The following is a 19534-nucleotide window of genomic DNA, read 5'->3' as shown; positions in this document are numbered from 1 at the left end:
GCCAGGCGCACGGTTGATCTTAGTGCTCCGCACTCCCGAGTTACGCCGCCGTTCGGACGTCGCCGGGCGTCTTCAGCTTGCGCGCCAGTCGCTCCGGCCGCGGCCAGCGGACGGCGGTGGCCCAGCCGAAGATCTCGAAGATCCGGATCAGCCGCGCGGAGATGTCGATCTGACCACGGCGGACGCCGTGCCGTGCGCAGGTGGGGTCGGCGTGGTGGGAGTTGTGCCAGGACTCGCCCATGGACAGGATCGCGAGCGGCCAGAAGTTCGCGGACTTGTCGCGCGCCTCGAACGGCCGGTCGCCGATCATGTGGCAGATGGAGTTGACCGACCACGTGATGTGGTGCAGCACGGCCACCCGCACGAGGCTCGCCCAGAAGAACGCGGTGAGCGCGCCCCACCAGCTCCAGCTGATCAGCCCACCGGCCACGGCGGGCGCGACCAGCGTGACGGCGGTCAGCACGGGGAACAGCCGGTTGACGCGCTGGATGTCGGGATCGGCGAGCAGGTCGGGCGCGAAGCGGGCGGCGTTGGTCAGTTCGCGGCGGAACATCCAGCCCAGGTGCGCGTGCCAGAATCCCTTGGCCAGTGCGCCGACCGATGTGCCGAACAACCAGGGGGAGTGCGGATCGCCCTCGCGGTCGGCGAAGGCGTGGTGCCGCCGGTGGTCGGCGACCCAGCCGATGATCGGCCCCTGCATCGCCATGCTGCCGGTCGCCGCCAGTGCGATCCGCAGCGCGCGGTTGGCCTTGAACGCGCCGTGGGTGAAGTAGCGGTGGAATCCGATCGTCACGCCGAGGCACGTCAGGCTGTAGAAGAAGACGGCGAGGCCGACGTCGGTCCAGCCCAGGCCCCAGCCCCACGCGAGCGGGACCGCGGCGGCCAGCGCCAGCGCCGGGACCACGGTGAAGAGCTTGATCAGGAATCTCTCGGACGGGGAGTTCTCACCCGCCATCATCGGCTGCGGTGCGGCCTGCGCGCCGGCTGCTGTGGTGCTCGTTGTCGTGCTCACGTCGCGAACCTCCGGGACGGCGATCTCGTCGGTGCCGCCGGGGTCTCGGGCGAACGGGAAGGGGCCGGCGCGGGCAACGCAGCCGAAGCGCCGGCACCTGGTGTCTACCCGGAGTCGCGAGGTGGCGAAACCCCGTTGGGGGTTACAAGGGCCGAGCGGCGCGCAGCCACAGATCGAGGTTGAGGGCGAAGTCGATGCCGGAACGGGTGGCGTGGTCGGTGGCCGGCCGCTCCAGCCGGTCCCGCAGGCGTGCGGGCTCCAGCAGCGTCCACACCGGGGCCGACGGGGTGGCGAGCAGGTCATGCGCCTGTGCGGAGATCGTGCGGTGGTACGCCGGGTCGTGCGTGATCGGGTAGGGCGCCTTGGTCCGGCCGATCACGCTCGCGGGAAGCAGAGGAGCCACCGCGGCGCGCAGCAGGGACTTCTCCCGGCCGTCCGAGATGTGGTGCGTCCACGGCGCGTTGAACGCGTACTCGACGAGCCGGTGGTCGCAGAACGGCACGCGCACCTCCAGCCCCACGGCCATGCTGAGCCGGTCCTTGCGGTCGAGCAGGTGGGGCAGCCAGCGGGTGAGGTGCAGGTACAGCACCTCGCGCATCCTGCCGCCGGTCTCGCCCGCGAGCCGGGGCACCTCGGCGAGGGCCTGGCGGTAGTGCGCCTCGCGGTGCGCGGCGATCCCGAGTTCGGTCGTGACGTCGTCGCGCAGCAACGCCTGGTAGGTACCGCTGTGCCCGGTGAAGTAGCGCCACGGGTAGTCGCGGGCGCCGACGCGATCGGTCTCGTGGAACCACGGGTAGCCACCGAAGACCTCGTCCGCGCTCTCGCCGGAGATCACCACGGTGGTGTGCTCGCGCACCGCCCGGAACAGCAGGTAGAGCGAGACGTCCAGGTCGCCGAGCGCGGGCGCGTCCTTGGCGGACACCACGGCCTGCCGGTGCCGCGGATCGGTCAGCTCGGCGGCGTCGAGGACGATGTCGCGGTGGTCGGTGCCGCAGTGCGCCACGACATCGCGCACGAACGGACCGTCCGGAGTGGACCGCAGGCCGGTGCCGGTGAAGTGGTCGCCCGCGAAGTCGACGGAGAACGTCCGCAACGGCGGCATTCCACTCCGCCTCGACGCGCGCTGACTGAGCGCGACGAGTGCGCTGGAGTCCAGTCCGCCGGAGAGCAGGGCACCGAGCGGGACGTCGGCCTGGATGTGGCGCGTGGTGATGTCCTCCAGGAGATCGGCGACGTTCGTGACCGTCGCGCCGACGTCCTCGTGGTGCGGACGCGCCTCCAGCTGCCAGTAGCGCTGCTCGTGCACGCCGTTCGCGTCGAGGATCACGACGGTGCCTGGCCGGACCTCGTGCACGCCCTGGAAGAGGCTGGTTCCCGGAGTGTGCACGGACGCGAGGAAGTCCCGCAGCCCGTCGGTGCTCGCTGACGGATTGACCAGACCGCTGGCGAACAGGCTCTTGGGCTCGGAGGCGAAGAGCAGGCCTGCGCCGTGCCGCGTGTAGTGCAGGGGTTTGACGCCGAGTCGGTCGCGAACCAGGACGAGTCGGCCGCGCAGGTGGTCCCAGACGGCGAAGGCGTACATGCCGTTGAGGCGGGAGGCCGCGTCCGTGCCCCACTCCAGGTAGGCGTGCAGGACGACCTCGGTGTCGGTGCCGGTGCGGAACTTGTGGCCGCGCTGTTCCAGTTCGTCGCGCAGTTCGCGGTGGTTGTAGACCTCGCCGCTGTAGGTCAGCGCCACGACCGGTTCGTCGCTGTCGTCGGTGAAGACCATGGGTTGCTGCCCGTGTGCCGGGTCCAGCACGGCCAGTCGGCGGTGACCGAGCACCGCGTGGGGACCTGACCAGACGCCGTCTCCGTCAGGTCCGCGTAACGCCATGGCGTCGTTCATCCGCTGGACGCGTAAGCGCATCCCGGGGGAGGGGTGGACGAGATCGGCCCAGCCTGCGATGCCGCACATCGGCTCACGGTTCTTTCGATCGATGATCAGGAGCGGGCCAATGAGAGCAGCAAGATCGACTGGTGGTCCAATTAGGACACCCGAAGTGATGACGGAGATCTTGATGAACACGTGCGAGCCGATCGCGATCGTCGGCATGGGCTGCCGCTTCCCCGGCGCGGACAGCCCCCGGCGGCTCTGGGACCTGGTGCGCGGCGAGGTCGACGCGACGACCACCGGGCGGTTCGCCGGAGACGCGGCGGAGTTCGCGCCGGAGGACTACTTCGTCACCGAACGGGAGAACGCCACCCTCGACCCGCAGCACCGGGTGCTGCTGGCCTGCGCTCGCGACGCGCTGGCCGACGCCGGACTGCGCGACGAGACGATCGCGGGCCAGGACGTCGGCGTGTTCATGGGACAGAGCACCGGTGAGCACTGGGACCGCCTGCGCGGTGAGACCACCGTGGACATGTACGCGATCGCGACGGCCGCGGCCCGGAGCATGGCGTCCGGCCGCGTCAGCTACGCCTGGGACCTGCGCGGTCCCTGCGCCACCGTCGACGCGGCCTGCTCGTCCGGCACGCTCGCCGTCCACCTGGCCTGCCAGAGCCTGCGCACCGGCGAGTGCGACACGGCACTCGCCGGCGGTGTCAGCCTCGTGCTCGGCACCGACCACACCGACGGCTACTCCGCCGCCGGAATGTTGTCCTCCTCGGGCCGTTGCCGCTTCGGGCACGAGGACGCGGACGGTTTCGTGCGCGCAGACGGTGCAGGAGTCGTTGTCCTCAAAAGGCTTTCGCAGGCACAGGTGGACGGTGACACGATCCACGCGCTCATCCTCGGCAGCGCGCAGGCCAGCAAGGGCCGCACCGCCAAGGCGGTCATCGCGCCGTCCGTGGAGGGCTACGTGCAGGTGATCACCCGCGCCGCGGCCGTCGCGGGCATCACCCCGGCCGCCATCGGCTACGTCGAGGCGCACGGCAACGCGGCTCCGGCAGGCGACCGGCTGGAACTGCAGGCCATCGGCGCCACCATCGGCGTGCACCGCGACGAACCGTGCCTCGTCGGATCGGTCAAGACCAACATCGGCCACCCGGAGGCCGCGGGCGGGATGGCGGGGCTGGTCAAGGCGGCGTTCGCGGTGCGGGAGCGCACGGTTCCCGCCAGCCTGCACAGCGACCGGCCCACCTCCCAGGTGGACTGGACGGGCCTCAACATCGCGCCGGTGCCCAGCACGACATCGTGGCCGGGCACCGGACCGGCGATCGCCGGGGTCAGCAGCTACGGCCTGTCGGGCACGTTCGTGCACCTCCTCGTCGGAGAGCCGCCGTCACCGCTCCATGGCGTCGATCAGGGCGCTCACTGACGTCGTGGCCAGGCCGATGGTCGCGTCGCTCGCGCCGTACGGGATGACCAGCGTGTCGCCGTGCAGCAGGCCACCGCACGAGTAGACGACGTTGGGCACGTATCCGTCGCGTTCGGTGGAACTGGGCACCAGCAACGGTTCCGCCAGCGTGGCCAGCACCTTCCAGGGCTCGTCGAGGTCGAGCAGCATCGCGCCCATCGAGTAGAGGCGCATCGGGCCGACGCCGTGGGTCAGCACGAGCCAGCCCTCGGGTGTCTCGATCGGTGAACCGCAGTTGCCGACCTGGACGAGGTCCCAGTCCCTGGCCGGCACCGCCACCGGCCGGGGATCGTTCCACGTCCGGATGTCGTCTGTGGTGGTCACGGCCGTGCTCTCGCCGTCTCCGCGGGACAACGCCGCGAACCTGCCGCCGATCCGCCGGGGGAACAGCGCCATGCCCTTGTTGCGTGCCGCGGAACCGGTGGTCTGCGACACCCGGAAGGTGCGGAAGTCGTTGGTCTGCAACAGTTGTGGTTCGACGTCGACCCCGTCGTACGCGGTGTAGGTGGCGTAGTAGGTCTGATCGCCGTCGTCGTCGGTGAAGAGGACGAACCTGGCGTCCTCCATGCCGTGGCGCTCGGACGGGCCGATCGGCCAGAGCACCCGCCCGCTCACGACCGAGTCCTCCGGGAACTCGGTGGTGTAGTTGCACGCGGCGATCCACCTGACGAGTTCGACGGTCCGGTGGGCCGCCTGCCTGGCGACCAGCTTCGGGTGCAGGCCCGCCAGCAGCTCGTCCAGTTCGGCGCCGGTGAACTTCGCGGGCAGCCACCGGTTCAGCACGGCGGAGACCTCGTCGTGGTGGCCCCGATCGGCGAGCTTGCCCTGGAAGAGGCTCTTCTCGTAGATCGAGTCCCGGTGCAGGCCGGTGCTGATGATGCCCGGCTGCGGATCCACGCTGAGCACACCGCCGGGCCCGGCCAGCCCGGTCCGGAAGCCGATCGAGGACAGGTGACCCTCGCCGATGCCGCGGACGCTCAGCACGAACCGCACCTGTCCGGGCGCCGTCCCGCTCTGGTCCGGGTGCGCGACCATGGACGGGTTGCACAGCGCGGCGCCCTCGACGGCGTACTCGTGGGTGAAGTACGCGCCGATCAGCAACCGGCGGGACTCGGACAGGCCGACGTCCTCCGGCAGCCGGTGGCTCACGCTCGCGAAGTTGTCCGCGAAGGTCACGCGGACGTCCCGGTGCCGTCCCGCGAACAGGCGGACCGTGCGTTCCAGCGCGGCGCACGCGGTGTCCTCGTCGAGTGCCATCACCCGCCGGATCACGGCCGCGGACCGCGACTCGTGCTCGGGAACCTCCTCTCCCGGCACGAAGAGCTTGGTGATGACCCGTCGCGGGTCCGGGCGCAGCCGCAGCGGGCTGCGCGTGACTCGGGCGTTCATCCGGTGCTCTCCAGGAGCGTGCGCAGGTGTTGCATGGTGGAGATCAGCGCCAGGGTCGACTCGGCGCCCTGGTTGATGTTGGGGCCGTCCGGGGTCAGGCCGTCGTAACCGCCGCCGGTCTGTTCGTCGTGCATCAGCGTGCCGAGATCGTTGTCGCCGTTGAACCAGGCGATCGAACGATGGACCCCGGCGAGCCACTTGGGGTCGGCGGTGATCCGGTAGGCGCGGGCGCAGGCGTCGGCCATCGCGGCGGCCTCGATGGGTTGCTGGTCGAACGCCGGCCGCGACTCGCCGAGGGACCACCCGCCGGCCGGGACCGGGGAGAGGTGGAAGTCCGTGGACTCCACGGCCAGCAGCCAGTCCAGGAGCAGCAGGCCGTCGTCGCGGACCTTGTCGTCCGAGAGGAGGTCGCCCGCGGCGATCAACGCCTCCGGCAGCACGGCGTTGGCGTAGAACAACCGGTTCTCCGGCCACGGCCAGTTCTCGTCGGGACGTGGTGCGCCGACGTACGAGGTGATGTCGCCGAGCAGTTCGGCGGCGGGAGCGTGCACGGGATCGGCGGCCAGCACCTCGGCGGCACCGAGTGCGGCGAACGCCATGGTGCGCACCGACGGCGGGCGGTGACGGGCGCCGCGGTCGAAGCACTCCAGCGCGGCCTTGCGGACCGCGGGCACGGGGGAGCGGGCGGCGGCGGTGCCGAGTCCCCACAGTGCACGTCCCCACCAGTCGCCCAGCCCCGGCTCGTCCAGCCAGACGCGGGCGGGGCCGAGCCGGTTGTGGAAGCGGCCGTCCTCGCTCTGCGCGTAGGCGACGAAGGCGAGGTAGTGCTCCGCCAGAGCGGTCAGCTCGGCGGACAGGTGCGGTTCGCGGCTCAGGACGACCAGGCCCCTGGCGACGTCGTCGAGGCAGTAGCCGTGTTCGATGCGCGGCAGGGGGCCTTCCGCGTGCTCGTACAGGCCGGTGTCGTCGCTGAGCCGGATCAGGTGGGCGAAGTCGGGGCCGCTCACGTCGTCACGACGACTCTGGCGGTGAGCTTCTCCGCCACCAGGTTCTCGGCCAGCCGGCGATAGCGGCCCGCCACCGCCGCCCAGCTCAGTGCCGGACCCAGGTCGGCGGAACGGGCGCGCATCCCGGCGGCGAGTCCGGGCTCGGTCAGCACCCGGCGCAGCGCCGCGGCGATGGCGACCGGATCCCGGTGCGGCACCAGCAGACCGGCGCCGTCCGCCAGCAGCTCCACCGCGTGCGGGAACATCGTCGCCACCACCGGTTTCCGTGCCGCGAGCGCTTCGACGAGCACCCCGGACGTGACCTGTTCGGACGAGTCGTACGGCAGCAGGACGACGTCCGCCCGGCCGACGAGGTCCGCCAGCGCCTTCGGGTGCAGGTAGGCGGGTTCGAACTCGACCAGGTTCGCGACACCGGAGGCGGCGGCGCGCTCCCGCAGGTGCGTCCGATAGGCCTCACCCTCGTGGGCCATCACCTTGGGATGGGTCTGTCCCGCCACCAAGTAGCGCGGACGCAGGTCGCGCAGCGCGCCGAGCGCCGCGATGCCCCACTCGACGCCCTTGCCGCGCCCGAGCAGACCCCAGGTCAGGATCAGCGGGTCGCGTCCCGGCGTGCCGGGGGCGGATCCGCCGGTCGGGACGGCGCCGTGCGGGATCACCACGACCTCGCCGGGCCGTTCGACCGCGTAGCCGGCCAGGAGACGGTCGCGCGCCGCCTCGGACATGGTGACCACGGCGTCGGCGTGGTCGACGACGGCTTCGAGCACCTGACGTTGTCCGGGCGTGGGCGAGGTGAGCACGGTGTGCAGCACGACGATGACCGGGACCCGCAGCCGGGCGAGCACGCTCAGCGCCTCCGCGCCGTCCTCCCCGGCGTAGATCCCGTACTCGTGCTGGACCACCACGACGTCACAGCGGTTGAGCACACGGGCGGCGGAGTCCACCGCGCCGGGAAACATGTGGTGCACCGCCGGTGACGTCGAGGCGGCGGTGCCGGCGTCCGCGTCCGTGAGAACGCGGACGACCCGGCTTCTGCTGCCCGGCGTGACCGCGGTCAGGTGGCGCCGGAGGGCGGTGGTGAACGTGGCGAGCCCGCATTGTGTTGGCGGATACGTGCTCATGAAGCCATAGGTGCGAACCATGAAGCGGACGGCCTTTCGGGTCGGCTGCCGAGCAGAAGTCCACAAAGGACTTTCTTGGAATGGCGGTCAGCCGTGCTGTGTCACGGCCGCGTTCGCCAGGTCGGCGAGTTCAGCGTGGGGAACGGGAGTGGCGCGGGCGGTCGCCGGGGAGCTGTCCGTCGGACAGGGCGTCCGGTTTCCTCGTCGTTCGCGGGCCGCGGGACGAGGTGAGTTCGACGCCGGTGCTGGTCGGGCCCGAGATCATCTCGGTTCTCCCGCCTCCGTCCGTACCAGCCGGGCGGGGTCGCCGAACTCCGGAGGAGGCACCTGCTTGGCCGCTGATGCGCGAAGTACCCTCGGGGTGTTCATTCTACGCTCGTGGCTCGTGCGCGCTGGTTTCCTCAGGTGACGGCCTGATGACGTCGGCGTAGACCCGCACCAGTTCCGCGGCGACGCTGTCCCAGGAGTACCGCGCGCGAATCCTCTCCCGTCCCGCGGCGCCGAGCGTTCTTCGCCGGGTGGCGTCGCGCAGGAGTGCTGTCAACGCCTGGGAGATCGCACGCGGGTCCTGTGACGGGACCCGCACACCGGTCTCTTCGTCGACCACGGCGTCGACCAGGCCTCCCACGGCGGTCACCACCACCGGGACACCGCAGGCCATGGCCTCGATCGCGTTGACGCCGAACGACTCGTACCGCGGCGTGCACGCCACGACATCCGCCGACCGGAGCAGGGCGGGCAACTCGCGCTGGCGCAGCGGGCCGGTGAACGTGACCCGGTGCGCGAGGCCGCGCGAACGGGCCAGCGTCCGCAGTCGTCTCGCCTCCGGATCACCGCGCAGCCGCCCGGTCGCGGATCCGCCGGCGATCACCAGCTCGGCGTCGTCCACAGTGGACAGCGCGCGGATCAGGTCGTCGAATCCCTGGTGCGGAACCAGCTGGCCGGCGGCCACGATGCGGCGTGTTCGTTCGCGTGGCGCGATCGCACCGTGGGGTGTGAACAGCTTCAAGTCGACGCCGTGGGGAATCACGGACACCTTCGATCCGCAGATCCCCATCCTGAGCACGTCGTTCGCCTCGTCCGAGTGGGTGGCCACCACCTTGGCGACCTCCTTGCCGAGCAGCCGCTCGACCGCCAGGCTCCGGTCGGCGGAACCCAGGGTGTGGAACGTCTGCACCACCGGCACCTGTCTGCCGCGGGCGCCCAGTACCGCCGTGATCCCGGACAACCAGCCCTGCGCGTGCACGACATCAGGCCGTTTCGCGTTCCAGTCGGCGCTCAGGAACCGGGCGAAGTCGGTGACGCGGGAGGTGGCCTCGTCCTCGGCGAGTTTCCTGGAGGGGCCGGAATGCACGTGGACCACTTCGTAACCGGCCTGGGTGCGCACCCGGTTCGGGGCGCGCGGGGCGGTGCGGCGGGTGTAGACGACGACCTCGTGACCGAGGCCGCACAGCGCGGCCGAAAGAGCGGCGACGTAAGCGTTCTGGCTTCCCGCGTCGAGCTGACCGGGTGCTGTCAGCGGGCTGGCGTGCTCGGACACCAGCGCGATCCTGCCCATCGGTGGATCTCCTCACAGCGAGGTGACGAGTCCGCGGGGGCCGGGCGGTTGAACGGGTTCAGGCTACCGGCTGTCGCGCTGCGGAGCGAGAGCGTTACCTCTCGTGGCGGTACGTCCGTCTACAAAGGATGATCGGTGGTCTACCGCCGTGGAGTAGTTCCGCGCCAGGTCGGCGGCGACGCGCCGCCACGAGTACCGCGCGTGCGCCCGGTCGTGCCCGGCGACGCTGAGCAGTTCTCGCTGCGTGGCGTCAGCGAACAGCGCTCTCAGTGCCTTGCCGATCGCGTCCGGTTTTCCCTGCGGGACCAGCACGCCGGTCAGGCCGTCCACCACGGCGTCGACGAGGCCGCCGACCGCGGTCGCGACGACCGGGACGCCGCACGCCATTGCCTCCAGTGCCACGCCGCCGGACGACTGATCCCGCGGGGTGCACGCCACCACGTCCGCGGACCGCAGCAGGACGGGCAACTCCACGTACGGCACGTGACCGGCGAACACGATCCGGTCTCCCACTCCCAGCGAGCGGGCCAGCGCGAGCAGCCGCTTCGTCTCCGGATCGCCGTAGACGTCGCCCTGCGCGCCGGCGCCGGCGATCACCAGCTCGACTTCATCCACTGTGGACAGAGCGCGGACGACCGCGTCGAATCCCTTGTGCGGCACCAGTCTGCCAACGGAGACGATCTTGCGTGGGCGATTTCGCGGCACGGGCCCGCGTCCCGGTGCGAACAGGTCGAGATCGACACCCCGCGGCACCACGGCGAGCTTCGACCGGTCGATCCCCATCCCGAGCACGGCACGTGCCTCGGTCGAACAGAGCGCGACGACGCGGGTGACCTCATGACCGACGAGCCGCTCCACGGCCAGGCGTTTGGTCGAGGCCGGGCCGCTCGCACGATGGTCCTGCCGCTGGGCAGTGCCCACCGAGTGGTACGTCTGCACCACCGGCACCGCGATGTCCCGCGCGCTCAGCACGGCCGCGATGCCGGACAGCCAGCCATGCGCGTACACGACATCAGGACGCCGCGCTTTCCAGGTGAGTTTGAGGAATCCGACGAAGTCCCCGATGTAGGCGAGGACCTCTTCTCCGCTCAGCTTCGTGGCGGGCCCGGCCGGCACGTGCACCACTTCGTAGCCGTCAGCGGTCCGCACGCGTTGCGGAACGTGGGGATGATCGCGCCGGGTGTAGACGACCACGTGGTGGCCGAGCGCGGACAACGCTGTCGCGAGCCCCGCCACGTGGAGGGTCAGGCTTCCGGCACCGGACGCGCCGGGCTCGGTCAGGGGGCTGGCGTGCTCGGAGACGAGCGCGATCCTCATCCGCCTGAACGCGGTTGGCTCGACACTGCCGGCCACGGTGATCTCCTCACGACGAGGCGACGAGACCGCGGGGGCCGGGCGGTTGCTGCTTCTGCCAGCGGGTTCAGGCTACCAAGGTCACGCCTCGGTGGGGCGGGGCTGTGCGGTGAGAAGATCATCCGGACTGAGCTCTCCGAGAACGAGTTCCCGCGAAATGTCGGCCAGACGGCGACCGCGGCTGCGCGCGTAGCCGCGCAAAGCGTGGAACGCCTGCTCCATCTCCAGGTTTCCGGCGAACGCGAGCACACCTTTGGCCTGTTCGATGACGACCCGGCTGTTCAACGCCGTCTGCAGCTGCTCGGTCACGACCTCACCGCGCCGGATGGCACGTTCCTGCAGGATCCCGATCGTCGCCGTGTCCGCCAGGGCGCGCACGACCAGCAGGTCCTCCTCGCTCAGCAGACCGGTCTCGCGGCGGAACAGGTTCAACGTGCCGATGGTCTCGCGCCGCAACCGCATCGGCATCGCGTGCACCGACGCGAAACCCTCCTCGATGGCGAGCGGCGCGAACCGGGGCCAGCGCGGGATCTCGGTCGACAGATCGGCGACCAGCACCGGCTCACCGCTGTGGACGCAGTCCAGGCACGGACCTTCGCTGGCCTGGAGCTGGAACAGCTCGAGCATCCGGGTCTGCGCGGAGGAGTAGGCCACCACCCGCAGGCTGCCTCGCTGATCGGACAGCATCAACCCCGCCGCCGTCGCGTCCAGCAGCTGAACGCAGTGCTCTACCAGTTGGTGCAACACGTCCACCACGTCGTAGTCGTCGACGAGGGTGTCCGCCAACTGGACGAACGCCCGGAGCAACCGAGACTCCCGTTTGGTTCCGGACAGCGCTCTACCGGTCATCACCAGCTCCTGTCTTCTTCGTTCGACGGTAGTGCTGCCCGCATCGGGTTGCCATCGACACCTCGTACGCGGTCATTTGCCCAGTTCCAGCGGAGACAACCTGCGACTCACCATGTCCTTGGCGACGTCGTCGAGCGACCTGCCCTTGACGAAGGCGTACCCGCGCAGCCGGGCCAGAGCCTCCTCCGCCGAGATGGTGAGAGCCGCGATGAGCATGCCGGTCGCCTGGTGCACCTGCTCCCGTCCAGGCGACAACACACCCTGGAACCCGTCGGCGTCACCGGCTTCGCCCAGCAGCAGCCCGAGCAGCACCGCGGTCACCAGGTCGATGACCTCCAGCGCGACGGCGAGCTCGTCACCGGACAACCAGCCGGGCCGGCGGCGGTACAGGTCGATCGCGCCGATGCCGATCGCGCCCGCCTGCAACGGGAACGCGAAGATCGCGCCGATGGGCAGCGTGGCGATCGCCGTGGCGAACACCGGCCATTTCTCGGCCGATGCCTGGGTCAGGTCGGGGACCAGCACGGGCCTGCGCGTGGAGAACGCCTCGAAGCACGGGCCCTCGCCCAGGTTGAACTGCACGTCCTCGATCTGAGCCGCGATCTTGTCGCTGGCGTACAAGGTCTCCCGCTCGCGCGGACCGCTCATCACGGAGATGGAGGCGCCGTCGACCGGCAGCACGTCCACGCACGCGCGAATCACACGCGCCAACGTGTCGAGTTTGCTCTCACTGTCACGCAGCGCGGCCATCACCGTCGCGCGTGCATGACTCAGCGTTTGACGAGATCTGTCAGGTCCGCGCACCGGTGGTCACACCACCGGGAAAAGGCCGATCATCCACGGCTGGCACAGCTTCCTCCGCCACGTCGACTGCTTCCAGTCTTTCCTGGGACGTAGCGAGGTCTAGGCCCACGCCTTGCGTGACCGCATCAGGATCAACTCATTCAGCTTACGGCTCGTGCCCGCGGGCCGCCGTTCAGCCTCCGTTACCGGGTCCGAACCTGCGCGAGGTCACGACTGTCCTGGACGAGCCGATGCTCGTCGAAGGGCCAGATGCCGCTCATTCGCCAGGCGGGTCCGCCCAGGCGGCCTGGGCCTGCGCGGCGGTGGGATGGGTGACGAAGAAGCCGCCCAGCCCGACGAGTGCCAGGGTGCGGGTGAGGTGGCGGGGCACGCCCGCCAGCGCGATGCCGGCGTCGGCCGCGTGCGCCAGGTTGTGGGTGGCGATCAGCGCGGAGATGCCGCTGGAATCGCAGAACCGCAGTTCGGTGAGGTCGACGACCACCTGCTGCCCCGGCCGCGGCGTGAGGGCCTCGACCGATTGGAGCGCGAGGGGAGCGGTGGCGGAGTCGAGGTCTCCCGCGAGTTCGAGCACCGGCCCGGCCGGGGTGTCGCGGGTGACGACGGTGAACGCGGTCATGACCGGCCTTCCTCGTTGAGGTTGACGCTCAGCGCCAGCAGCGCGGTGTCGTCGTCGACGCCGAATCCCGCGAGGAGCTTGGACACGGCGGCCACGGTCTCGGTCGCGCTGCTGACGTCGAGAGTGTCGGCGAAGTCGCGCAGTTCCTCCTCGTCGTAACGGACGCGGCCGTGGGTCCTGGCCTCGGTCAGACCGTCGGAGTAGAGCAGCAGCGTGTCGCCGGGCCGCAGGTGCACCTGGAGCTCGGCGAACCGCGCGTCGGGCAGCGCGCCGATCAGCTGACCGCCGCGGATCGTGAGCAGCTCGGCCGCGCCGTGGTGGCGGATCAGCAGCGCGGGAGGGTGCCCGCCGCCGCCGAGCGTGATCGTGGCGCCGCCGCCGGCCAGTTCCAGCAGGCCGTGGAGGGCGGTGCAGAAGCGCGGCGTGGTGCTGATCTGCTCCTGGACGAGCACCGTGTTGAGGTGCTCCAGCACGGCCACCGGATGCGGGTCGTACACGGCGGCGGCGCGCAGCGTGTAGCGGACCAGCGACGTGACCACGGCGGCCTCGGCGCCCTTGCCGGACACGTCGCCGAGGAAGAACGCCCAGGTTCCGTCGGCCAGCGGGAAGAGGTCGTAGAAGTCGCCGCCGACCTCGTCGGCCGAGGCCGGGTGGTAGTAGGCCGCGACGTCCATGCCGGGGATGTCCGGCAACGAGGGCGGCAGCAGCGTGCGTTGCAGCGTCGTGGCCAGCAGCTGCACCCGATCGCGTTCCTGTTCGGCCAACTGCAGGGCCCGCAGCAGCTCCTGCTCGTAGGAGCGCCGGTCGTGCGCGTCGAAGACGGTGGTGCGGATCTGCTCGGCGGCGCCGCTCGCGCTGGTCTTGACGGTCGAGCTCACCAGCACCGGGAACCGGGTGCCGTCGGTGCGCACCAGTTCCAGCGCGATGCCGCCGGCCTCACCGTGCATGCGCAGCATCGGCGCGAAGTGCGTCTCGTGGTAGATGCGACCGCCGACGGTGAGCAGGTCGGCGAACCGGCGCCGCCCGACCAGCTCGTCACGCCCGATGCCGAGCCACCCGAGCAATGTTCCGTTGACCTTGGTGATCGTGCCGTCCATCGACGTGGACAGGTACCCGCACGGCGCGTGCTCGTAGAGGTCCGCGAAGTTCTCGCGAGCGTCGTCGGCCCGGCTGATCACCGGGCACCCGCGAACCCGGCGATCGCCGCCGTGGTCTGCTCCGGGTCGCTCAGCTGCGGGCAGTGCCCGGTCGCGTCCAGCGTCACCAGGACGCTGCCCCGGATCCGCTCGTGCACGAACTGGCCCACCTCGGGCGGCGCGATCGCGTCCGCCGAGCACTGCACCACCGCGGTGGGAACGGTGACGCCCGCGAGGTCCGCCCGGTTGTCCGACAGGAACGTGGTGCGCGCGAACACCCGCGCGATCGCCGGATCGGTGCGGCAGAACGAGTCCTCCAGCTCACCGGCGACCTCGGGACGGTCCGGGTTGCCGGCGATGACCGGCGCCATCGCCGCGGACCAGCCGAGGTAGTTGGACTCCAGCGAGTCGAGCAACTCGTCGATGTCGGCGCGCGAGAACCCGCCGCGGTAGTCGCCGTCGTCGAGGTAGCAGGGCGACGGGGTGAGCAGCACGAGCTTGGCGAACCGCGCGGGTTCGCGGTTGGCGGCGAGCACGGCGATCATCGCGCTGACCGAGTGCCCGACCAGCACGACGTCGTGAAGGTCGAGTTCGGCGCAAATGTCCAGAATGTCCTCGGCGTAGCCGTCGAGCGTGGAGTAGCGCTGCGGCGACCACGCGGCGAGGTCGGATTTGCCCGATCCGACGTAGTCGAAGAGCACGACGCGGAACTGTTCGGCCAACGCCGGCGACACCAGCCTCCACAGGTTCTGGTCGCAGCCGAACCCGTGGGCGAGCAACACGGTCGGGCCGTCCTCGCGACCGATGACGGTCACGTTGTTCCTCCGACGCGTGTCCATCACCGCATCCTGCCACCTGGCCGGGTGAATTCCCGTCACGACAGGGGAAACGCCGAGCAGGGTCGTCCGTGCGGGGTATCCCGGCCGCGAGGTGCAGTTCGCAGCCACAACGACGTGGAGGTGGGGACCGTGATTCTGCGTGACCACGGGTCTGATGCGAGGCAAGGGGACTTCGTCGAGTTCAGCGTCGACGGAGACGAGACGCACAAGGGGGTTGTGATGATGCTGCGCAGCGTGGGGGAGAAGCTGCACTACGTCGTGCAGGACGAACTCACCCGCGACCGGCACGAGATCCCGATGCAACGGATCGCCTGCGTGCTCGAACGGCACGAAGAACACCGACCTCCGGAGCCCGTTCACACGGTCAGGTGAACGATTTGATCTTGGCGCCCGCCGTGCCGCACTCTGCCGCAATTCCCACTACGTGCGAGCGAGAGGTGCCATGGAGCACGAGGCGAACTGGTTCAAGGGCGCGGTCTTCTACGAGGTTCTGGTCCGGGCGTTCAGCGACTCCAACGGTGACGGCACCGGCGACCTCCGCGGGCTCGCGTCCAAACTGGACTATCTCCAGTGGCTGGGCGTCGACTGCCTGTGGCTGCCGCCGTTCTACGCGTCGCCGTTGCGTGACGGCGGGTACGACATCAGCGACTTCCGGGCGGTGCTGCCGGAGTTCGGCACCGTCGAGGACTTCGTGTACCTGCTGGAGGAGGCGCACCGGCGCGGGATCCGGGTGATCACGGACCTGGTGCTCAACCACACCAGCGACGCGCATCCGTGGTTCCAGCAGTCGCGGCAGGACCCGACGGGTCCGTACGGCGACTACTACGTGTGGAGCGACGACGATTCGCGTTACAGCGACGCGCGGATCATCTTCGTGGACACGGAGTCGTCGAACTGGACGTACGACCCGGTGCGCGGGCAGTTCTTCTGGCACCGCTTCTTCAGCCACCAGCCGGACCTCAACTTCGACAACCCCGCCGTCCAGGACGCGATGCTCGACATCCTGCGGTTCTGGCTGGAGCTGGGCATCGACGGCTTCCGCCTCGACGCCGTGCCCTACCTGTTCGAGCGCGAGGGCACGAACTGCGAGAACCTGCCCGAGACCCACGACTTCCTGCGCAAGTGCCGCAAGGTCGTCGACGACGAGTTCCCCGGTCGCGTTCTGCTGGCCGAGGCGAATCAGTGGCCGTCGGACGTCGTGGAGTACTTCGGTGACCAGGCCGTGGGTGGCGACGAGTGCCACATGGCGTTCCACTTCCCGTTGATGCCGCGGATCTTCATGGCGGTGCGGCGGGAGTCGCGGTTCCCGATCTCGGAGATCCTGGCGCAGACGCCGGCGATCCCGGAGAACGCCCAGTGGGGCATCTTCCTGCGCAACCACGACGAGCTGACACTGGAAATGGTCACGGACGACGAACGTGACTACATGTACACCGAGTACGCGAAAGACCCGCGGATGAAGGCGAACATCGGCATCCGCCGTCGCCTGGCGCCGTTGCTGGAGAACGACCGGAACCAGCACGAGCTGTTCACCGCCATGTTGCTGTCGTTGCCGGGTTCGCCCGTTCTGTACTACGGCGACGAGATCGGCATGGGCGACAACATCTGGCTGCAGGACCGCGACGCCGTCCGCACGCCGATGCAGTGGACGCCGGACCGCAACGCCGGGTTCTCGTCGTGCGACCCGGGCCGGATCTACCTGCCGGTGATCATGGACCCGGTCTACGGCCACCAGGGCCTCAACGTCGAGGCGCAGACCCGCAACCAGTCGTCGCTGCTGAACTGGACCCGCCGGATGATCGAGGTGCGCAGGCAGCACCGCGCGTTCGGGCACGGCGACTTCACCGAGCTCGGGGCGTCCAACCCGACGGTGCTCGCGTACCGCCGCACGCTCGGCACCGACGTGGTGCTGTGCGTGAACAACCTCTCCCGCTTCCCGCAGCCCGTCGAGCTCGACCTGTCCGAGCACGCCGGCACCGTGCCGCTGGAGCTCACCGGCGGCGTCGCGTTCCCCGCGGTCGGGGAGCTGCCGTACCAGCTGACCCTGCCCGGCCACGGTTTCTACTGGTTCCAGCTGAGCTCCGACGTGGAAGGCGGCGACAAGAAGTGACGACGAGCGAGGCCGTCGAGGTCGTCCCCGCCCCCGAGCAGCTGGATCGCTGGCTGCACGCGCAGCCCTGGTTCCGCGGCCGCGGGCCGGTGGTGTGCGAACGAGTGACCGTCCTGCGCGACGGCGATCCCATGCTGGTCCACGTCGTGCTCGCGAGTGACGGACGCCGGTACCAGCTGCTGCTGGGCCTGCGCGACGAGCTGCCCGAGCGCCTGGTGCACGCCCGGATCGGCCGCGCGGGCGAGCGCGAGGTGTACGAGGCGGTGTACGACCCGGAACTGACGGCCGTGCTGCTCGACCACTTCGAGAAGCCCTCGGAGATCGAGGAACTGCGGTTCCGCGGCGCGCTGCCGCCCAGGTACACCGCCGCTCCGGTCGGGCGGCCGTTCCCGGGGCCCCAGCGCAACTTCTCGATCGTCTACGGTCAGCGGCACGTGCTGAAGTTCTTCCGCGAGCTGGTGCCCGGCGACAACCCGGAACTGGTGCTGCACACCGCACTGCACGAGATCGACGATCCGCACATCGCACCGCCGCTGGGCGCGCTGGAGTCCGAACTGGACGGAGTGCGCACGACTTTCGCGGTGCTGCACGAGTTCGTGCCGCTCGGCGCCCTGGGCTGGCCGATGGCCACGGCCAGCGTCCGGGACTTCCTGGCTGGCCCCGGCGCGGACCCGCAGGACGCGGGTGGCGACTTCGCCGCCGAGGCGCACCGGCTGGGCAGGGCCGTCGCGCGCGTGCACTCCGACCTGCGCGAGACGCTCGGCGAGCAGGTCGCCGGACCGGACGACGAGGTCGAGTTCGCCGCGGCCCTGCACCGCCGCCTGGACGCCGCGCTGACCGAGGTTCCCGCGCTGGCGCCGTTCGAGGCGGGCCTGCGCGCCCGGTTCGACGCGGTGCTGGAGACCTCCGAACCTCTGCGGCTGCAACGGGTGCACGGCGACCTTCACCTGGGCCAGGTGCTGCGGTCGCCGCGCACGTGGGTGCTCGTCGACTTCGAGGGAGACCCGAACGGCAGCGCGGCGGAACGCGCGCGGCCACGCCCCGCCGAGCACGACGTGGCCACCGTCCTGAGGTCGCTGCACTACGCGGCGGCACAGCTGCTGGTCGGCGCGGAGGACGTGGCCACCCTGCTGCCCAGCGCCGCGCGGTGGCTGGAGCGCAACCGGAAGGCGTTCTGCGACGGGTACGCCGAGCTGGCGCCGGACCTGCGGCCCGATGGCGCGCTGCTGACCGCCGTCGAACTGGACCGGGCGGTGCTGGAGGTGCGGCACGAGCACCGGTTCCGTCCGGAGTGGACGGTCATTCCGCTGTCCGCGATCGCGGAGGTGGTGACCGGAGAGCCTGCCTGGCTGGTCTAGTCGACGGTGACGACGATCTTGCCGATGTGGCTGCTCGCCTCCATGTACCGGTGGGCGTCGGCGATCTCGGCAAGATCGAACGTGCGGTCCACGGCGGGCGTGAACGAGCCGACCGCCAGCCCGGCGTTGATGAACGCGACGGCGCGGCGCAGGCGTCCGGGGTCCCTGCTGATCGAGTGCATCGAGTACGCGCGGCTGGTCAGCTGCGGGTAGCTGCTCGCGTTCGGCAGGGGCGTGGGTCGAGGGTCGAGCGCGCCGTAGACCACCAGGTGGCCACCGGGAGCGATGGCCTGGGCGATTGTCTCGACGCCGGGACCCGCGATCGGGTCGAACGCCAGGCGGACGCCCTCGCCGCTGGTGATCTTCTTGACGCGCGTGGGCAGGTCCTCCTCCGCGGTGACGATGACGTGCGCAGCGCCCGCGTCCAGGAGCCGTTGGCTCTTCGCGGCGTCGCGGGTGGTGGCGATCGGGATCGCGCCGATGTGGCGGGCGATCTGGACGGCCGCCTGGCCGACGCTGCTCGCGGCGGCGGTGATCAGCACGTGGTCGCCGGGGCGGACCTCGCCGGACTCGAACAGTGGTCCGTACGCGGTGATGTAGGCCATCCACACGGCCGCGGCCTGCACCGCGCCGACGTTCGCCGGGCGGGGGAACACGGCTGAGGCGGGCACGATCACGTGGTCGCCGTAGGTGCCGTACCTGGTCAGTGAGAACGCCGGCACGACGGCGATCGGGTCGCCCTCGGCGACGTGCGACACGCCTTCGCCGACCGCCTCGACCACGCCCGCGGCCTCGTAGCCGAGCGTGGCGGGGAAGACCGGCTGTTCGTAGTAGACGCCCTCGCGGAACATGATCTCGGCCCGGTTCAGGCCGATCGCGTCCACGCGGATCCGCACCTCACCCTCGGCGGGATCGCCCACCTCGACGTCGCGGAGCGTCAGCACCTCGGGACCACCGAGCCGGTCGAACTGCACGAGTCTTGCCATGGCGGCGCCGTCCTCAGGGGTCGGGAAGCAGTGCCGCCCACCCTGCCCCAAAGTTTGA

General features: G+C 70.4%; 17 protein-coding genes. 4 read left to right on the top strand and 13 right to left on the bottom strand.

The window, feature by feature from the left end; genetic code table 11:
- Positions 1 to 40: 40 nt before the first annotated feature.
- Together SK854_RS06935 and asnB are read right to left on the bottom strand one after the other, a co-directional pair.
- The gene (locus SK854_RS06935; RefSeq protein ID WP_319974886.1) at positions 41 to 958 is read right to left on the bottom strand and encodes an acyl-CoA desaturase; all 918 of its coding nucleotides are present in this window, start codon (positions 956 to 958) and stop codon (positions 41 to 43) included.
- Between the two features lie 196 nt (positions 959 to 1154).
- Entirely contained in the window at positions 1155 to 2969 is a 1815-nt protein-coding gene (gene asnB / locus SK854_RS06930) for an asparagine synthase (glutamine-hydrolyzing) (RefSeq protein WP_319974152.1), read from the bottom strand.
- Between the two features lie 88 nt (positions 2970 to 3057).
- Here asnB and SK854_RS06925 point away from each other — a divergent pair, with 88 nt between their 5' ends.
- Positions 3058 to 4314, top strand: coding sequence for a beta-ketoacyl [acyl carrier protein] synthase domain-containing protein (locus SK854_RS06925; RefSeq protein ID WP_319974151.1), 1257 nt, complete (start codon positions 3058 to 3060; stop codon positions 4312 to 4314).
- On the opposite strand, the gene SK854_RS06920 is transcribed toward SK854_RS06925, so the two are convergent.
- From SK854_RS06920 to SK854_RS06875, 10 genes are all read right to left on the bottom strand, one after another.
- The gene (locus SK854_RS06920; RefSeq protein WP_319974150.1) at positions 4279 to 5742 is read right to left on the bottom strand and encodes a glycoside hydrolase family 130 protein; all 1464 of its coding nucleotides are present in this window, start codon (positions 5740 to 5742) and stop codon (positions 4279 to 4281) included. The two genes, SK854_RS06925 and SK854_RS06920, sit on opposite strands and share 36 nt — an antisense overlap.
- On the bottom strand, positions 5739 to 6749 hold the full coding sequence (locus SK854_RS06915) for a hypothetical protein (RefSeq protein ID WP_319974149.1): 1011 nt from the start codon (positions 6747 to 6749) through the stop codon (positions 5739 to 5741). Before SK854_RS06915 ends, SK854_RS06920 begins: the two co-directional genes overlap by 4 nt.
- Positions 6746 to 7867 carry a glycosyltransferase gene (locus tag SK854_RS06910; protein ID WP_319974148.1) on the bottom strand — a complete coding sequence of 374 codons (1122 nt, stop codon included), beginning with the start codon at positions 7865 to 7867 and terminating at the stop codon, positions 6746 to 6748. Before SK854_RS06910 ends, SK854_RS06915 begins: the two co-directional genes overlap by 4 nt.
- Positions 7868 to 8237: 370 nt before the next feature.
- Complete coding sequence (locus tag SK854_RS06905; RefSeq protein WP_319974147.1) at positions 8238 to 9425, bottom strand: glycosyltransferase; 1188 nt, start codon at positions 9423 to 9425, stop codon at positions 8238 to 8240.
- A 63-nt stretch (positions 9426 to 9488) separates the two neighbouring features.
- Complete coding sequence (locus SK854_RS06900) at positions 9489 to 10742, bottom strand: glycosyltransferase (RefSeq protein WP_319974146.1); 1254 nt, start codon at positions 10740 to 10742, stop codon at positions 9489 to 9491.
- Positions 10743 to 10859: 117 nt separating this feature from the next.
- A complete protein-coding gene (locus SK854_RS06895) occupies positions 10860 to 11627 on the bottom strand; it encodes a GAF and ANTAR domain-containing protein (RefSeq protein ID WP_319974145.1) in 768 nt (255 codons plus the stop codon).
- 72 nt (positions 11628 to 11699) lie between these two features.
- Positions 11700 to 12338, bottom strand: a complete 639-nt coding sequence (locus SK854_RS06890; RefSeq protein WP_319974144.1) for a GAF and ANTAR domain-containing protein — start codon at positions 12336 to 12338, stop codon at positions 11700 to 11702.
- 349 nt (positions 12339 to 12687) lie between these two features.
- Positions 12688 to 13047, bottom strand: coding sequence for an STAS domain-containing protein (locus SK854_RS06885; protein ID WP_319974143.1), 360 nt, complete (start codon positions 13045 to 13047; stop codon positions 12688 to 12690).
- The gene (locus SK854_RS06880; protein WP_319974142.1) at positions 13044 to 14225 is read right to left on the bottom strand and encodes a PP2C family protein-serine/threonine phosphatase; all 1182 of its coding nucleotides are present in this window, start codon (positions 14223 to 14225) and stop codon (positions 13044 to 13046) included. The genes SK854_RS06885 and SK854_RS06880 overlap by 4 nt, the downstream gene beginning before the upstream one ends.
- Positions 14222 to 15022, bottom strand: coding sequence for an alpha/beta fold hydrolase (locus tag SK854_RS06875; RefSeq protein ID WP_319974141.1), 801 nt, complete (start codon positions 15020 to 15022; stop codon positions 14222 to 14224). Before SK854_RS06875 ends, SK854_RS06880 begins: the two co-directional genes overlap by 4 nt.
- A gap of 129 nt (positions 15023 to 15151) precedes the next feature.
- On the opposite strand from SK854_RS06875, the gene SK854_RS06870 reads away from it, so the two are divergent.
- The 3 genes from SK854_RS06870 (at position 15152) to SK854_RS06860 (ending at position 18490) form a co-directional block, all read left to right on the top strand.
- The gene (locus tag SK854_RS06870; RefSeq protein ID WP_319974140.1) at positions 15152 to 15394 is read left to right on the top strand and encodes a hypothetical protein; all 243 of its coding nucleotides are present in this window, start codon (positions 15152 to 15154) and stop codon (positions 15392 to 15394) included.
- Between the two features lie 70 nt (positions 15395 to 15464).
- The gene (gene treS / locus SK854_RS06865) at positions 15465 to 17132 is read left to right on the top strand and encodes a maltose alpha-D-glucosyltransferase (RefSeq protein WP_319974139.1); all 1668 of its coding nucleotides are present in this window, start codon (positions 15465 to 15467) and stop codon (positions 17130 to 17132) included.
- The gene (locus tag SK854_RS06860; protein ID WP_319974138.1) at positions 17129 to 18490 is read left to right on the top strand and encodes a maltokinase N-terminal cap-like domain-containing protein; all 1362 of its coding nucleotides are present in this window, start codon (positions 17129 to 17131) and stop codon (positions 18488 to 18490) included. The genes treS and SK854_RS06860 overlap by 4 nt, the downstream gene beginning before the upstream one ends.
- Here the strand turns inward: SK854_RS06860 and SK854_RS06855 are convergent.
- A complete protein-coding gene (locus SK854_RS06855) occupies positions 18487 to 19476 on the bottom strand; it encodes a zinc-dependent alcohol dehydrogenase family protein (protein ID WP_319974137.1) in 990 nt (329 codons plus the stop codon). The genes SK854_RS06860 and SK854_RS06855 overlap by 4 nt on opposite strands.
- Positions 19477 to 19534: the final 58 nt, after the last annotated feature.

Source organism: Lentzea sokolovensis, assembly GCF_033949975.1.
GTDB classification, from domain to species: Bacteria; Actinomycetota; Actinomycetes; order Mycobacteriales; family Pseudonocardiaceae; genus Lentzea; species Lentzea sokolovensis.
This window is presented reverse-complemented; position numbering and strand designations above follow the sequence as displayed.

Coding starts and splice junctions, on each gene's coding strand:
- SK854_RS06920 (WP_319974150.1), bottom strand. CDS start 5,742: ATGAACGCCCGAGTCACGCGCAGCCCGCTGCGGCTGCGCCCGGACCCG.
- SK854_RS06900 (WP_319974146.1), bottom strand. CDS start 10,742: ATGAGGATCGCGCTCGTCTCCGAGCACGCCAGCCCCCTGACCGAGCCC.
- SK854_RS06905 (WP_319974147.1), bottom strand. CDS start 9,425: ATGGGCAGGATCGCGCTGGTGTCCGAGCACGCCAGCCCGCTGACAGCA.
- SK854_RS06935 (WP_319974886.1), bottom strand. CDS start 958: ATGATGGCGGGTGAGAACTCCCCGTCCGAGAGATTCCTGATCAAGCTC.
- SK854_RS06855 (WP_319974137.1), bottom strand. CDS start 19,476: ATGGCAAGACTCGTGCAGTTCGACCGGCTCGGTGGTCCCGAGGTGCTG.
- SK854_RS06885 (WP_319974143.1), bottom strand. CDS start 13,047: ATGACCGCGTTCACCGTCGTCACCCGCGACACCCCGGCCGGGCCGGTG.
- SK854_RS06895 (WP_319974145.1), bottom strand. CDS start 11,627: ATGACCGGTAGAGCGCTGTCCGGAACCAAACGGGAGTCTCGGTTGCTC.
- SK854_RS06875 (WP_319974141.1), bottom strand. CDS start 15,022: ATGGACACGCGTCGGAGGAACAACGTGACCGTCATCGGTCGCGAGGAC.
- treS (WP_319974139.1), top strand. CDS start 15,465: ATGGAGCACGAGGCGAACTGGTTCAAGGGCGCGGTCTTCTACGAGGTT.
- asnB (WP_319974152.1), bottom strand. CDS start 2,969: ATGTGCGGCATCGCAGGCTGGGCCGATCTCGTCCACCCCTCCCCCGGG.
- SK854_RS06925 (WP_319974151.1), top strand. CDS start 3,058: ATGACGGAGATCTTGATGAACACGTGCGAGCCGATCGCGATCGTCGGC.
- SK854_RS06910 (WP_319974148.1), bottom strand. CDS start 7,867: ATGAGCACGTATCCGCCAACACAATGCGGGCTCGCCACGTTCACCACC.